The sequence below is a fragment of the Sinorhizobium kostiense genome, assembly GCF_017874595.1.
Taxonomy (GTDB): domain Bacteria; phylum Pseudomonadota; class Alphaproteobacteria; order Rhizobiales; family Rhizobiaceae; genus Sinorhizobium; species Sinorhizobium kostiense.
In genome coordinates this window covers 90237-104833 of the sequence record NZ_JAGILA010000003.1, presented here as the reverse complement: position 1 = coordinate 104833, position 14597 = coordinate 90237, and the positions used below count along the sequence as shown (strand labels likewise).

Below are 14597 nucleotides of genomic sequence, written 5' to 3'. Positions count from 1 at the left end.
AGGGGGTCGGTTCCGGCTGAGGGCGAAATGACACTCTAAATCGCGGCGGGACGAAATCAGGCCAGTGGTTTGCGGAAATAGACAACTCGATCGGTTTCATGGAAGCCCCAGGTTCCATGCGCCTGATGCGATCGTCTATTCCTGATTTCTGCGTCCGAGCAAAGCTCGTGAAAGCCTTCTGCGACGAGGTCATTGGGATAAAGTGCCAGGGACATGACAGTAGCTGTCCGGTGTTTTTCGAATGGCGTCCAGTTTTTCACCTCCGGACTAACGGAGAGTCGGCAGCCAATCCATCAGGTTTTATTGCGGCAATAGCTGGGGATGCGGAAAATCGAGCACATCGTTCGTATAGCTTTCGACCAACGCAGCAAAAGGCGTGCCATCTTGCAACTTCAGCACTGCATGATGCTCGAGAAGGAATGGCGGTGGGGTCAAAGACCCTAAGCTCGGCAGTAGTAATTCCGCTGACATGTCCCAGCCTTCGGGAAGAGGGGACCAAAGCAGTTTGGCCGTTAAGTTGGTTCGGGTGAAGTTCAAGGACCGAACGGCTCGACCAAACGAGATATCAGTCGTATTCAGCGCCTCGTTCATCTCGGCTGTCAGTCTTGCAGGCACATACCAGTTGTCTGCTTCCGAAAGGATGCGATCACCGCATGCTAGGCGGACATGGCGATAGACGATCGGCTCGTTCGGCCCGACGTGCAGCAATTCACGAATATGAACGTTGGCTGGCTTGTCGTGTCCCTGTACACGTTTTGCTACGATCTTGGAACCCGGTGGTGCAAGCTTATGCGCGGCACACCAGCGATCGAGCGTCAGCGTCGCACTGGCATTGCTGAGGAGATTCGCGTTTAGAGTCTGAAGAACCGCAAGGGCTTCTACTCGTGACAAGGGGGTTCTCGCCCACTGCTGCGGGGCGGGCAGATCATCCGCTGTCGAAGGCTGCACGCTCACGATGGCGGTTATGACGGTCAAGGTGATGATTCGAATTAATGTGGAAAATGAAAAGGCCATGGATATGAAATCCTTTACTGCAGACTTGTGGACCGTGGCGTGATCTTTTGTGAACTTTTGCAGGCAAGCCAGGCGTTCGTCGCGGAAAGCCGCGACAGGAAACCATGCGCGATCGCTCCGGCAGCGTCTCTGCCGCCGCGCGCCGCGGGTCGGTTTCGATGATTGGAATTCCCGCGCAATCACGTCCTTGGCCGCCAAAGCGCAAATTCCCAGTGTTTCGCCGGGAGCGTCATAAGCCGATAGACCGAAGGTCGTTCCCGGCTTCAGACCACCTCTAACAGCGCTCGCAAACGGCGTTCGCCCTATTGCCTTCCAGTTGAAGTCAACTCTCTCTCTATCGGCGTTCGGAAGATTGCCAAAACGGTTTGTTTGGATGGCAATGATCCACTGCGTAGATAAATGCTTTTCAAGTCGGGTAAAGTTGACTGACGTCAGGTTACGGCGAAACGGTGTCTCTCAACGGATGATTAGCCGGAAGAGATAAGCCCGAGGGTTATCGAGAGGCCATCCGGAGACGACGGAAGCGAGGCGGACATTGAATGGATTCGTCGATCTTTTGCACCTGTCGCTCTGGATATTCCCGCTCCACCCAGTCGCATTTGCCACTACTCAACATGGGGTTCTCTGATCGCGGAGCTCATTGCAAGTCCCCTTTTGACTTGCATGTTCCGGATGAGATCAGCGCGACAATCTGGATGGGATTCTGCGCCGCCGCTTCGCATTCAGGCTCCTGAGAGCAAAAATCGCACCGGCACATAAATCGGACGATCTGATAAGGTGCCAGGGACATGACAGCAGTTGCACACATTTGTCGGCGTTTTGACAATATGTCCGACATGAGACACCGCGCTGTTAGAGTGATCCCATTGTTTGGAAATGGTTTTCTGGTTGGCGCGGCAGTTGCTTCGGCAATGGGCAACAACCCTACCTCACGACTTAGCAGGAGTTCCTCCATGCAGCCACGCCAGCCACCGCCCGGAGATCAGTGCCAAGCAAAACCCGCCTCCGCTTGGACTCGGAATGGCTAAGTTTGTAGCGGTAAACACTGCCTGATGTGCGGCGTGCCAAAATCTTCCGGCGGCCGACGGCTGGCAACAGGCCGCCCGGTCGCCCCGCCCTCTGACACCGACTGGCGGTGCGAAATCGTTGAGGTGCGGGCGGTAGGCCGACGTTTTCACCGCTCGCCTGGAAGTTTCCACACCGGCCCAGCGCATCGTCAAGCGTCTCCACACCGCGCTCCTGCCGGTCCTGACATTTCGATCGCTTCCCAGCAAAGGACAACAACATGCTCCAAACATATGTGCAGTCGCCGAACGGCCTGGCGCGCGCTGCCGCCCGACAGCAGTGCGAAGCCGGTCCATCAACAGCGATGGCGCGGGCAGAGCGCAAGTCAGATGCCCCACAATCGGCGGAGGCGAGGAAGCTCAGGCCCAACACTGAGGCGCTGGACGAACTACGCGGTCAGCTTACAAAGTGCGTCATTGTAGGATCCGTAATCACTTCCTGTTTTCTGATGGCCACGCCGTCATTCGCCGCCGCAGACGACGTTCTGTTTTCTTCCGACGATGGCAATCTCATTGTTTTCGGCGGAATTGGCCTTGCCAACATCAAGGCCCAGGAATTTGTCTATCCCAGCGCCGGCGCGTGCACAGAGTCGGGTTGGGTCAGCAAGGGCCACAAGTGCAGCCAGCTGAACTGGGAGAGCAAGGGGGTGACCCTTTTCACCCTCGGTTTTGACGCGCAGATCGACGACGACTGGAGCTTGAACGGCAGCATCAACTTCGGCACCGGCGGCAACGGTCACATGGTTGACTTCGACTGGCTGAGCCGTGGGCACGATGACTGGAGCGACCGCACTATCCATCCCGGTACCGAACTTGACCACTATGTCGACGGAGCGGTCGAATTGGACCGGATCATTTACGGCAGTGAGACCAGCAGTTTCGCGGTGGGCGCCGGCTTCCGCTACACCGACGTCAAGTGGACGGCCTATGGTGGATCGGGCCTCTATTCGAGCGAGGATGGCTTCCGCAATTCACCTGTAGCATGGGCAGACGGGGAACGCGCCATCAGCTACCGGCAAAAGATTCCGGTTGGCTTCGTCAGCCTGAGCGGCGAACGTGTCCTGGGCGATCTTACGATCAGCGGCGGCATCCAGGGTGGCTTGAGCTTCGGCATCAAGGACATCGACGATCACTGGTCGCGCGATCTGCGTTACCATGACGACATGGATCCGGCGCCGACGATCGGCGCCACTGTTGCGGTCAACTACGCGTTGACTCCAGGTGCTTCGCTCTATCTGTCCGGTTCGTTCGAGCGGGTGTTTCACAAACCCGGCGACATGCAAATCGACGACACCGCGGAGGGCACACGCTACCCCCCGACAAAGGATGAGGCCGGGGCAAACTTCGAGTCCATGTCGATCTCCTTCGGGCTCAAGGGCTCGTTTTGACTGACAAAGGCGTCAAACGAAGGCGAACGCCATTGCCAAGATGGAGTTCGATAACACCGGGCGCTCGTCTAAGGTTGATTCCTTGGCCAGCAGCACAGATGTGGCCGAGCCGAACGCTCCACCGAGTGAACGTCCGCAGAGCACGCGACCCGATTGTCACGGGAAGAGCCACACGTTGGAGAAGCAGAATGAGTGGAACTAGGCTGTTCTCTCCGTTCAAAATCGGATCCCTAGAACTCAGGAACCGGGTCGTAGCCGCACCGATGTGCCAGTTTTCCGCGGTAGACGGTGAGATGAACGATTGGCACCTAATCCACCTCGGGAACCTGGCTTTATCAGGTGTCGCGGTAGTGACAATCGAGGCCACTGCCGTATCGCCCGAAGGTCGTATCTCTTATCGCGACCTCGGTCTCTATTCCGACGCATGCCAAATTGCGATGGGGCGAGTGCTTGCCAGCGTGCGGCGGTGGTCGGACACGCCGATTGCGATACAGCTCGGGCATGCCGGGCGGAAAGCATCTACAGACGTGCCGTGGAAAGGCCGCCTTCAAATCGCTCCTCACCAGGTGAATGGATGGAAAACCGTAGGTCCGAGTGCCGTTCCGTTCCGAGAGTCCTACGATCCACCGCACGCCCTTGACCGTGCGGGACTCGTTAGGGTCCGAGCCGCTTTCGCCGATGCCACTCGACGCGCCGCGTCCATCGGTTTGGATGCAATACAGATCCATGCTGCTCATGGCTATCTTCTGCATCAGTTTCTTTCACCGCTATCCAATCTACGCACTGATGAGTACGGTGGAAGCCTTGAAAACAGGATGCGCTTCCCTTTGGAGGTTTTCGAAGCAGTCCGTGATGCATTTTCTCCAGAAAAGCCGGTCACTGTACGGGTTTCAGCCACCGATTGGGCTGAGGGCGGCTGGGACGTCGATCAGACGGTCGAGTTCTGTAAGGAAATTGAAGCACGGGGTTGCTCCGCCATCCACGTTTCGTCCGGAGGCTTATCCAATCACCAGCAGATAGCCCTCGGTCCGAGTTATCAAGTGCCTTTCGCGCGAGCGGTAAAGCAAGCAGTGCGGGTTCCCGTCATTGCGGTCGGACTAATCACGGATTTCGAGCAGGCAGAGGCTATACTGACCATGGGTGACGCGGATCTGATCGCGATTGCTCGTGCCATACTTTACGATCCGCGCTGGCCGTGGCATGCGGCTGCCCATTTCGGAGAACAGGTGCGGGCACCCGATCAATATTTGCGATGCCAGCCGCGGCAGTATCGCCACCTGTTCGAGATGAATGACTGACTCCGGGAAACGTCACGCATTATCCGCGGCATGTCTATGAGACCGGTAACTTGTCGGGGTCAGGCGCCGCGCACGAGGGGTGGCTTGGGCTCGGTTGCGAAGCTCGCCATCGATGCACCCGTTGTCGGCTTTCTGACTATGTCGGACATAAAGCACCGGTTATCAGAGCGGTCCCATTGTTTTTAAACGGCTTTTCTGGGTCGGCACAGCACTTGCTTCGCTCAGGACAACTCCGCACGGCATTGATTGAGCAGGATACCTTCATGAACAGCCCGCCTCATGTAGGCGTCTCCGTGAGATCTCTGCGTAACCTCTGCACGCGCACCCGCCCTCCTGTTGGAATCGGCGTGGGACAAGAAAACGAGATATGTGAATGAATATGCGTCCTGGAGCTATGTTTATATCATTTGACGCTGTTGCTGTATCAGGAATTATTGTTGAAGCATCAAAGGTAGCTAAATTTCTAGCAAGAAATGGTATTAAATCCTATCTGGACCTTGGTTATGACATAAAAATAGATAAAGGGAAATTTAACAAACCTTACAATCATGAGCAAGAGATTTATAAAGATGTATTTGAATTGGTTCGTGTAGATGATATTCACTCCGTTCCCTACTACAATATCGATTTTATCGAGCGCGCGCACAATATTCTGATAAGTCGAAAAACGACGGTTTCTTCCAAAGAACAGGAAGAAATCATGCTTGCAGTTAGCGAGTCATCTCGAGATCTAGCCCGCCGAATTGTTCAGCTATGGGAGAAGCTGAATATCAGTTATGTGATCGTTGAGAATGGAACACTACCAGAAAATATAATTTACACCAAAGCGCTGTATCTGGCGATTGACGCCTACGGGAAACATCATGGCCTGGGCAATTTCGTTATCTGGCGCGATCACGACTTAATGTGGAATAGTGAAAAAACGGTGATGAAATATGGGCCGTCACCGTATCCTCACGCTGTCAAGCCTGTCAAGTCCAGCTACATTACATACGTCACGCTCAATAATCACTTAAAAAAGAAGCTTGAAGCGTGGTGCCGCCACGAAGTGGAAATCAAGGTTAAGAAGAATACCTATGATTTCACCAGGCAGGGCAATTATACCAACATCAGAGAAAATCTGTCCGTCCGCGACGACGATATTCTGATTGCCCGTACAACACGAATTATTCCTCAAAAGCGTCTCGACAGAGATATTTATCTCGTTCAGCGGCTCAACCAGCGTTTTCTTCAGAACGGTATCGACCGTAAAGTTTTCCTGGTCGTGGCAGGCGATCCTCATGAAGATTACGTTTTCTATAAGGAGCTGAAAGCCTTGGCCAAAAATTTAAACATCGGATCGTTTGTAAAGTTTATTGGTCCACTTCAGCACGAATATAGCCCCACACATAAGAATACCAAGACCATTTGGGATTTATATTACTCTTGCGATCTGGTCTCGTTCCTTACCTCTTGGGACTACGACAGTTACGGGAATCCCATTGGCGAAGCGATTAGCTTCAAGCGCTGCTACATCACTAGCAGCTACGAATACTACTGGGAAGTCTATGGTCAGTATGGATTTGAGGCGCCCGTTATGGCGATCTCAGAGGAGCGGGATGGCTTGCCTGATGAAGCATTTATCAATGATGTGTACCAGTTTCTCAAGAATAAGAAACTGATGACAGACGTCGCCCAAAGGAACTTCTACATTGGTAAACAGGTACTTTCGGGTAATGTAATTGACATTCTCGATTTTGATTATTCCAAAAGAGAGATGAGAGACAATGTCTTCGTATCGGTTGTGCTGCCGGTTTATAACGAAGGCGATCGTATCAATGAAGTACTGCGCTCCCTGTTTAATCAAAAAACACATTGCGGTATGATTACGCATGAAAGTTATGAGTTGATAATTGTGGATAATAATTCAACGGACGATTCCGTTGAGAAAATTAAAGCCTTCAGTGCTCAAAATCCAATCATGGATATTCATATTGTCAAAGAAACCATTCAGGGCGTCTCGTCCGCCAGAAAACGTGGCATGGATTTCGCGTCTTTACGCTCAAAAGCCCGTGACAGCCGCCTGGGCGTTCAAAAAAAACATTACATTGTCTCCGCCGATGCGGACTGCACGGTAGATCCTTACTGGTTGCACGCGTTGATTGAAACAATGGTGGAGGAAGATGGTGATCTGGGCACGTGCAATTACTATTACAACGAAGAATCCTTCCGCCATCGTCCCAACCTTTTCAAGGAAATTCAAAAGACCCTGCGCTGTCGTGACATGTCGTTTTCGTTGTTTGGCGGCTTTCCGGACGGCAAAGGTTTTGCCGTTGAGCGCACGTTCTATGACAAAGTGGGCGGTATCGAAATTTTCTACCAGCTGAACAATGGCCGCTTTGTAGAACACCTCTCCGACGACTGGGACTTTGGGATCCGCGTAATCGCCTGGGGCGGCAAGCCGGTTTACGCCCGGGATTCCCGAGTGGAAATTAACAGCCGGCGCGTGGATGCCCTCCTCGAGGAGGTGATCACCGGTATCGCCTACGGGCAGGGCGGTATCATCATCATGAAAGACGTGCGCCCGGATGTGGAGGAGCAAAAGCCAACGCTGTGCGACACCACTCCCGCGCAGTCTCAGCAGGCCTGGTTCTACTCGATCAAGGACTACGTTCCCAAAAACATCGTGCTGCCTGCCTTGCTCAACCCGCAGATCTTGCTGGAAAACCCCGCTGTGCGTGAATTCTTTACCGAACCGGTGGCTGACCGTTTGTACCAGCGAATCCATGAAATTAAGCACGAATCCCGCATTATCGACTTCAAAGCGATCCATGCTTACAAGACCCCGGCATATCGCCTTTATTTTGAGTTCCGTAACGAAATTTTCAGTTCCCTGCGGCGCGCCGTTGGTGAAGATATCGGTTTTCCGCCGCCGTTACCGGCGTGCTTCGATGCGGTCAAACCGGAGGATTTCGAGCGCTTCGTCTACTACTTCTGCGAAGATCGTGAGTCCGGTGAAGCTCATAACTACTTCGCTAACGGCGGAGTATTCTGATGAACAGCGAAGCTCTGAGCTCACTGAACGATGTCGACACGAACTATCCGGTGCCGCGCGTATTCGATTTTCTCTCCTGCCCGTACAACAGCTCATTTCTGGAGTACGTATTCAGAGATCCGTTCGGTTGCCACGTTTTCCCCGGTGATATCTCCGGTTATCCACTCGATGCTTTTTTCGATGACATGGACCGCGATATCAAACAGGCAAAACAGATCCATCTGTGGTCGTATATCCCCTCCTGCCGCTACCGTTGCCATTTCTGCCAATACCCAACGGTTATTCTGAACCCGCAGGCCACTTCGTCGCTGGCTGTGTTCCGGGATTTGGTAGATTACAACATCAAAGAAGCCACCATGTGGCTTCACGTGGTTCCCTGCCTTGCACAGGCCGTGGTCGGCGAATTTAACATCTTCGGTGGCACGCCATCACTGCTTCCTGAATCTGAGCTGCGGCGCCTGATGGATTTTTACCAGAGCCATTTTAACTTTTCTGCTGCCACCATGCGCTTTGAAGGCGAGCCGGGAACCCTGACCAAAGACTATCTGCGGCTGCTAAAAGAGTTGGGTTTTACCAAAATCAGCTTCGGTGCCCAGGCCTTCAACGACCGCATTATCACCGCCTGCGGACGTATGCATTCTGCCGAAGAGTGTGTGAAAACCGTGTATAACGCGCGCGAAATCGGGTTTGAGTGGGTCAGCGTTGACCTCATCTACGGCATGTTAGGCCAAAGCGTGGATGACGTGAAATATGATATGGAGAAAACCCTTGAGCTGGAACTTTCTCACGTAGTCTGCACCAAGTTGCACATGGAAGAGTTCATGACAAGGCGTACCGGCGTTTCCGGAGAGCGAGAAAGCCTGTGGCAGAAAAAGGGGCTTACTAGTGTTGACAACATGAACTTCCCGGGGCTGGGCAAGCAGTACCAGATGCGCGAGTTGGTCGAACAGTATCTCTTGCCGGGTTATCTGGAACACCCGACGATGTATTTCCACCGGAATAATCAGCGTCCGGAAAAATGGAAAGGGTTAATCACCGACCTTGATATGCAGTACCCGGAAGTGGCAATTGGCCTCGGCGGTAGCTCGAAATGCACCCGGGCCGAAGCTATCAACATCACTGGCTACAAAAGGTACAAGGAAGCTCTGGATCAAAACCGTCTGCCCATTGAGGAAAGCCGGGGAGTGTCCTCGCTCCAACGCGAAGTTAACGCGTTCAAAATGGCACTTTCCACACTGATTCCGGTGAATGACAACGTGTTCAGACAACGTTTTGAAGGCAGAAGCTTTTTCGACAACCCGATTATCGGCCGCACGCTCATGACACTGGTCGATAAAGCGCTGGTCACCGCCGACGGCGATGTGGTCACCCTCACCCCCAACGGGAGAACGCTAGTCGAAGCCATAATTAATACCCAGTTCGTAACACCCGCAGCCTAAGGAGCACACTGGTCTAGGGTGAACAGACATTCATCCGCGAAAGCCTGGATTTTAGAGCTCGCAAACGAGCTCGGTGGTTGGCGGGACGGTAAGCTCAGACCGACGCCCCCTCCCGAGTGGACCTCCGGTAGCGGGCAGCACGCAGTTTGCTCGATTATTGCCGTTACGTGCGCTGCCATTTTGCCACGTCGGTTGCCCAATGGCGGCGAGGGGCCATATCGGCGAGTTGGATGCGAGTGGGCTTCGCCGAAGCTCGCGAGCAGGTTCCGGCAATCATCGTGTTGGATGCGATCGGCGACCGGGACACAACCTTCACCCGTTCCCGAGCCAATGATGGGTACTCGAGCATGCCTCTATCGCGACCTTACAAGGCGGAAGCTTGGCACGCCAGCAACTCACTTCATCCAAGGCATCGGCGAAGAACGGTTTGACCGGCATCATCGACGCGGTGAGCTTGAAAAACTGCCTTTGCGCGATCAAGACCAATGGCGACGACAGGCCTGGGAAACCCTGGGACCATTTCGACATCTTCCGCGCCCTTCGGCTCCCAGACGCCGTTCGCTGGAACTTTACGTCATTCAACGATGACCGACTTGAAACGCATGCATCTACGGCGTGGATTGATGCCATCCAAACAAAGAATTTTGGCATTCTTCCGAACGCCGTTAGAGAAAGTTGATTTCAATTGAACGACAAGAGCGAATGTATCTGATGCCGGGGTCAATCGTCTTATGATGCCGGAGCAATATGGGGAAATTGGCGCTTTGGTGGCCGAGGACGTGATGCATCATTACCGCTTCGGTAACGGGCGCTTCATGGCGCCGGTCAAAGCGGCGCACGCGTGCGCCGCCGCTTTAGCATTGGCTGTGCTGCTTCCGCGGTGCGGGCATGCTGATGATTACCTGTGACGCGACGGTGAAGAGTGAAGTGAGAGGAGGCCGGCCCTTACTGGTCTTGGGCAGACCGTCACCCACTTCATCCGAAGGGCCGACCGCGGATGTCTGAGAACCGGCAGGCGAGATCCGAGCGCCTTTTCGGGACCAAGCGAAATTCTTTGTCCTGTCGCCGCATAATAGAATAGGTCATGTCTAGCAAGGCGAAATTGTGGGCTGGTAGCCGACAACTTGCAGGTGCGAAAGAAAAGGACAGGGATAAGTTCCCGTCTAACATAAAAAAATAGCACCATCTTCCTTAGTTTCTTACTTTTCTACATTAAGAGATTATCAATCTGTTGCCAGTATAAACTATAGTTAACTGAATTATTTAGAATTTGCGCTGGAAGGAGCGCTTCATGTTTTCTCTCCGAAGCCTGCTTTTTTTGATTGCTGCGGCTCCTTTATCGGCCTTTCTGTGGCTGAGTGGATCGGCTGTTTTGGACGGTTACATTCGCTACGGGACCTTGGAAGAACAGCTCGTGGTTCAACGCCTTGCACATGCAGGAGGAGAAATAGCGCAGGTGTTGCCAGCAGAAGCCTTTGCCACACCCAGCGATCTCGCGGAACGGCGCGACGCTGTGGATCGCGCCTTCGCGGCTCTGGACAAGGCCTATCGCGACTGGAAGGTGCAGGGTAATTCGGATCAGGCGATCGACGGAGCCTACCGCATAATCCAGGACAAGCTGAAGCTTTTGCCCGATTATCGCAGAAACGTGGACGCCGGAACCGCCGGTAGCAATGAGGCGCTGCTGGTTCTGCAACCCGCATCCGCTGCGGGCCTGGAGTTGGTGCGCCGTTCCGCGTCAACGATTGCCGATCTAGACCTGGCGCGCTTTATCGATGGCTATCATGCTCTGATGCAGGTTAACGATGCGGGTCTAATCGAAATTCGCTTGGGCGAGAAATTTCTGGCCGGTCGTCAACTGGTGACACCTGAATATGCTTTTCTCCTATATGCCAAAGGACTGCGTGATCACTCCACGCCGGTGTTGCGCGAACATCTGCCCGAGGAGTTGATCGAAGAGTTCGATCGCTTTGCCGATAGCTCAGAGGGCAAATCCCTGGCAGAAGTTCGAGCTGCCATGTACCAGAATGAGCCGAAGGGAGAGGACAAGGCTGCCCTTGAGGGCTGGTCATCCCAGACGGGCAACCAAAACCGCATCATGGCCGACCTGCTCGAGAAGGCGGGCAACATGCTGAATGCTAAAGCTCAGGGCGCGCTCGCCGAACTGCGCGGCCTATTCATCAGGGGCGCGATCACAGCGGTTCTGGTGTCGCTGGTCGTCTTCGGCATCTGCATTTTCGTGTTGCGCCAGGTTTCACGAATGATCCGCGCGATTGAACGTCGCATGCAGCAACTGGCCGATGGTGATGCACAAAGCCCCATCCCCTTTGTGGATCGCAGGGATGCGATTGGGGATATGGCGCATTCGGTGGAAGTGTTTCGCCAGGCCGCTATTCGCAACGCCCAGCTTGAGACGGAGGCGGAAGAAAATCGCCAGAGAGCCGAACGTGAGCGTGTGGAGGTGCAGCGGCTTACGGAAGCTGAGGCGGAAGACCGTCTCAGCAGAGCGACGGGCTCGCTTGCCTCGGCCCTGCGCGAGCTTGCTGCTGGCGACATGCTCTGCGAAATTGAAGAACAGTTTGCGCCTCAGTTCGAAGCATTGCGCCATGACTTTAACGCCTCGGTCGCCCAGTTGCGTCAAGTTCTCCTGGCCGTCGGAAAATCTGCTGGTGCAGTGAGAGGCGGATCAAGTGAAATTTCCAGTGCCTCTAGCAATCTTGCCAACCGTACCGAAAAGCAAGCCGCTTCGCTGGAAGAAACAGCGGCTGCACTCGAGGAAATCACGTCGAATGTCCAGGCAGCCTCTAAGCGAACGGGCGAAGCACAAAACCTAGTGCGGAATGCCAAGGATCACGCTGAGGGGGCGAGGGTGGTCGTCGGCAATGCAGTCGCGGCAATGGGGCGCATCGAGACGGCATCCCATAAGATCAGCCAAATCATCGGCGTGATCGACGAGATCGCCTTCCAGACCAATCTCCTGGCACTTAATGCCGGCGTCGAGGCAGCACGCGCCGGGGAAGCCGGCAAGGGCTTTGCAGTTGTTGCCCAAGAGGTACGCGAGCTAGCGCAGCGCTCCGCCAATGCTGCCAAGGAGATCAAGGCTTTGATCGGCAATTCGGAAGTTGCGGTAAGCGAAGGCGTCAAACTCGTCAGCGATACCGACCAAGGGCTGCATTCGATTGCTGTCTTGGTGCAGACGATCAACCAGCACATGGACGCAATTGCATCGGCGGCTCAACAGCAGGCCGTCGGCCTTGGGGAGGTCAACTCCGCGGTCAATCACATGGATCAGGCGACCCAGCAGAACGCTGCGATGGTCGAGGAGATGAATGCGGCGTCGGCGGGGCTTGCTCAAGAATCGTCTAATCTCTCCGAGATGCTCAATCGCTTCAGGACGCACAAGAGTGAGTTCAAGGGCAACCTGGCTCTTGCTGCACAGGAATGCGAGCAAGGCTCGCTTCGACGACTACCTAGTTATGGAGCCTCAACAGGTTATCCTCAGTTAGGCCGAGTCGGCTGATGGGTGGCTTGGATTTTAGGCTGCCATGCGGGCGACGCTAATCGTAGCGGGGGAGCCAGATCGATAGGTCGGCGCCCCCTCTGATCCGATGTTTCGTAGGCCTTGGCATAAGCCTATTTGCTGGGGGCGATCTGGACGAGGCGGTCGGCCTTCCCATTGTTCTTGGGTAGGACTTAGTGCGGATGTGCTTGATGCTGAGCCGCCGCAGCGTCCTGGCGTAAGGATGGGGAGCGGAAACTGGCGCCGTTGTCGGTACGCGATGGACCTTGACGCCATAGGCCTTGAAGTAACGCAAGGCGTTGACGAGAAACCGCAAACAGGAGCACCGACGCCTCATCTGGAAAATTTCCCAATAGGTCAGGCGTGAGTGGTCGTCGATCGCCAGATGCACGTATTCCCAACCGATGCCGCGGCCGTTGCGTTGCCTGGCGCCATGGCCGGTGATGCGGTGCTCGGTTCGGTGAAACTTGCTGACTTAGTTGATGTCGATATGGACGAGCTCGCCGGGCTTGTCGCATTCGTAGCGGCGCACCCCCGCGCCAGGGACTTGAGTTTGTACAGGCAAGCCCGTTAGGGCGCGGCTGACCGTGGCGGGCGAGTCACCGGCCTGCCTGGGCGACTTGCCGCGCCGTCATACGCAGACGGCGCAATGCCTCCTGGCGGTATGCTGCGGCGTCGACGGGCGAGGGCGGTGGGGCCGACAACATCGGTCATCGAGGCCGCCTCGCCCAGCCTACCTGTACTTCGACGTGGCCAATCGCAGCTTCGAGTCGAATGCCTTCATGTGACAAATTGGCTTCTCCGTCCGATATACCGGTTTTTCCTAGTCACGGTTGATCTCGATCAACATGCCGCAGCCACGCGCGGCCTACCGGTCTCCTTGCAACGGTTATTGCTGATTCAATGATTGCAGGTTCAAGGAGACGTCAAATGAACATGAATGACGCACGGCATCTGAGATGGATCGCGGGCATGGGTGCGGCTTTTTTTGCGTGCGGGGCAGCCGCCGCGGAGCTGACATCACCACCTGTTGCCCCGGTGGCAGAGGATGTGACGAGTGGGCTAAGCCCCTGGCAGATCCGCGTGCGCGCTTTGGGCGTCATCACTGAGGACAGTGGCTCGATCAACGGCGTGACCGGCTCGGATCTTTCCTATTCGGACTCGCTGATCCCGGAACTCGACATCAGTTACTTTTTTACCGACAACATCGCCGCTGAACTCATCCTTGGCACGACCTACGCCAACATCAACGAAGATGGCGCGGTCGGCGTGCCGGTCGGGAAGGCCTGGTTGCTGCCGCCGACCCTTACGCTGCAATACCATTTCACCGATTTCGGCGCCTTCAAGCCCTATGTAGGTGCGGGCATCAACTACTCGCTGTTCTACAACCAGAGCGAAAAGCCCGGCTTCCATAACCTCCACGTCGACAATCATGTGGGCGCTGCGCTGCAGGTCGGTTTCGACTACATGGTCGACGACCATTGGGGCGTGAACTTCGATGTGAAGAAAATCTTCCTCGAAACCGAATGGAAGGCTGATCATGACGTTCTCGGTCCGCTGAGCGGCAAGGCAAAAATCGATCCACTGTTGATCGGCGCAGGCGTGACCTACCGTTTCTAAATGGACGATTACGCCCGGAGAGGGAGACGCCGAGCCCCTCCCGTCGATAGCGCATTATAACTGTAAAGATCTCTATGCAGACCCCGAAGGCGGCGGCCACGGCCGCCGGCCTCTGTTCCCTCGAAAACGAAGGGTTCGCGATCATGGTTCTACTGCGCGGCGTGAGCCGAGCAATCTTATGGATGTTCATTCGTATCCACTAAAATAGTCGCCAGTGAAC

General features: G+C 54.9%; 9 protein-coding genes. 8 read left to right on the top strand and 1 reads right to left on the bottom strand.

All coding sequences use genetic code 11. From position 1 onward, the window contains the following. Window positions 1-300 precede the first annotated feature (300 nt). Window positions 301-1014, bottom strand: coding sequence for a DNA-binding transcriptional response regulator (locus J2Z31_RS13240; RefSeq protein WP_209602437.1), 714 nt, complete (start codon window positions 1012-1014; stop codon window positions 301-303). A 1300-nt stretch (window positions 1015-2314) separates the two neighbouring features. Between J2Z31_RS13240 and J2Z31_RS13235 the strand changes: the two genes are divergently transcribed. The 8 genes from J2Z31_RS13235 (at window position 2315) to J2Z31_RS13200 (ending at window position 14377) form a co-directional block, all read left to right on the top strand. Further along, complete coding sequence (locus J2Z31_RS13235; protein WP_328243356.1) at window positions 2315-3466, top strand: omptin family outer membrane protease; 1152 nt, start codon at window positions 2315-2317, stop codon at window positions 3464-3466. A 188-nt stretch (window positions 3467-3654) separates the two neighbouring features. Next, on the top strand, window positions 3655-4764 hold the full coding sequence (locus J2Z31_RS13230; protein WP_209602372.1) for an NADH:flavin oxidoreductase/NADH oxidase: 1110 nt from the start codon (window positions 3655-3657) through the stop codon (window positions 4762-4764). Between the two features lie 373 nt (window positions 4765-5137). Continuing rightward, window positions 5138-7798: a glycosyltransferase gene (locus J2Z31_RS13225; RefSeq protein ID WP_209602371.1), complete on the top strand. Its 2661-nt coding sequence runs from the start codon at window positions 5138-5140 to the stop codon at window positions 7796-7798. Next, the gene (locus J2Z31_RS13220) at window positions 7798-9237 is read left to right on the top strand and encodes a radical SAM protein (protein ID WP_209602370.1); all 1440 of its coding nucleotides are present in this window, start codon (window positions 7798-7800) and stop codon (window positions 9235-9237) included. The genes J2Z31_RS13225 and J2Z31_RS13220 overlap by 1 nt, the downstream gene beginning before the upstream one ends. 379 nt (window positions 9238-9616) lie before the next feature. Beyond that, the gene (locus J2Z31_RS13215; protein ID WP_209602369.1) at window positions 9617-9916 is read left to right on the top strand and encodes a hypothetical protein; all 300 of its coding nucleotides are present in this window, start codon (window positions 9617-9619) and stop codon (window positions 9914-9916) included. A gap of 52 nt (window positions 9917-9968) precedes the next feature. Next, complete coding sequence (locus tag J2Z31_RS13210; RefSeq protein ID WP_209602368.1) at window positions 9969-10145, top strand: hypothetical protein; 177 nt, start codon at window positions 9969-9971, stop codon at window positions 10143-10145. A 383-nt stretch (window positions 10146-10528) separates the two neighbouring features. Further along, window positions 10529-12757: a methyl-accepting chemotaxis protein gene (locus tag J2Z31_RS13205; protein WP_234939435.1), complete on the top strand. Its 2229-nt coding sequence runs from the start codon at window positions 10529-10531 to the stop codon at window positions 12755-12757. 972 nt (window positions 12758-13729) lie between these two features. Beyond that, window positions 13730-14377 (top strand): OmpW/AlkL family protein, encoded by a 648-nt coding sequence (locus tag J2Z31_RS13200; RefSeq protein ID WP_234939450.1) that lies wholly within the window; start codon window positions 13730-13732, stop codon window positions 14375-14377. Window positions 14378-14597 lie beyond the last annotated feature (220 nt).

Coding starts and splice junctions, on each gene's coding strand:
- J2Z31_RS13220 (WP_209602370.1), top strand. CDS start 7,798: ATGAACAGCGAAGCTCTGAGCTCACTGAACGATGTCGACACGAACTAT.
- J2Z31_RS13205 (WP_234939435.1), top strand. CDS start 10,529: ATGTTTTCTCTCCGAAGCCTGCTTTTTTTGATTGCTGCGGCTCCTTTA.
- J2Z31_RS13200 (WP_234939450.1), top strand. CDS start 13,730: ATGGGTGCGGCTTTTTTTGCGTGCGGGGCAGCCGCCGCGGAGCTGACA.
- J2Z31_RS13225 (WP_209602371.1), top strand. CDS start 5,138: ATGAATATGCGTCCTGGAGCTATGTTTATATCATTTGACGCTGTTGCT.
- J2Z31_RS13210 (WP_209602368.1), top strand. CDS start 9,969: ATGATGCCGGAGCAATATGGGGAAATTGGCGCTTTGGTGGCCGAGGAC.
- J2Z31_RS13240 (WP_209602437.1), bottom strand. CDS start 1,014: ATGGCCTTTTCATTTTCCACATTAATTCGAATCATCACCTTGACCGTC.
- J2Z31_RS13230 (WP_209602372.1), top strand. CDS start 3,655: ATGAGTGGAACTAGGCTGTTCTCTCCGTTCAAAATCGGATCCCTAGAA.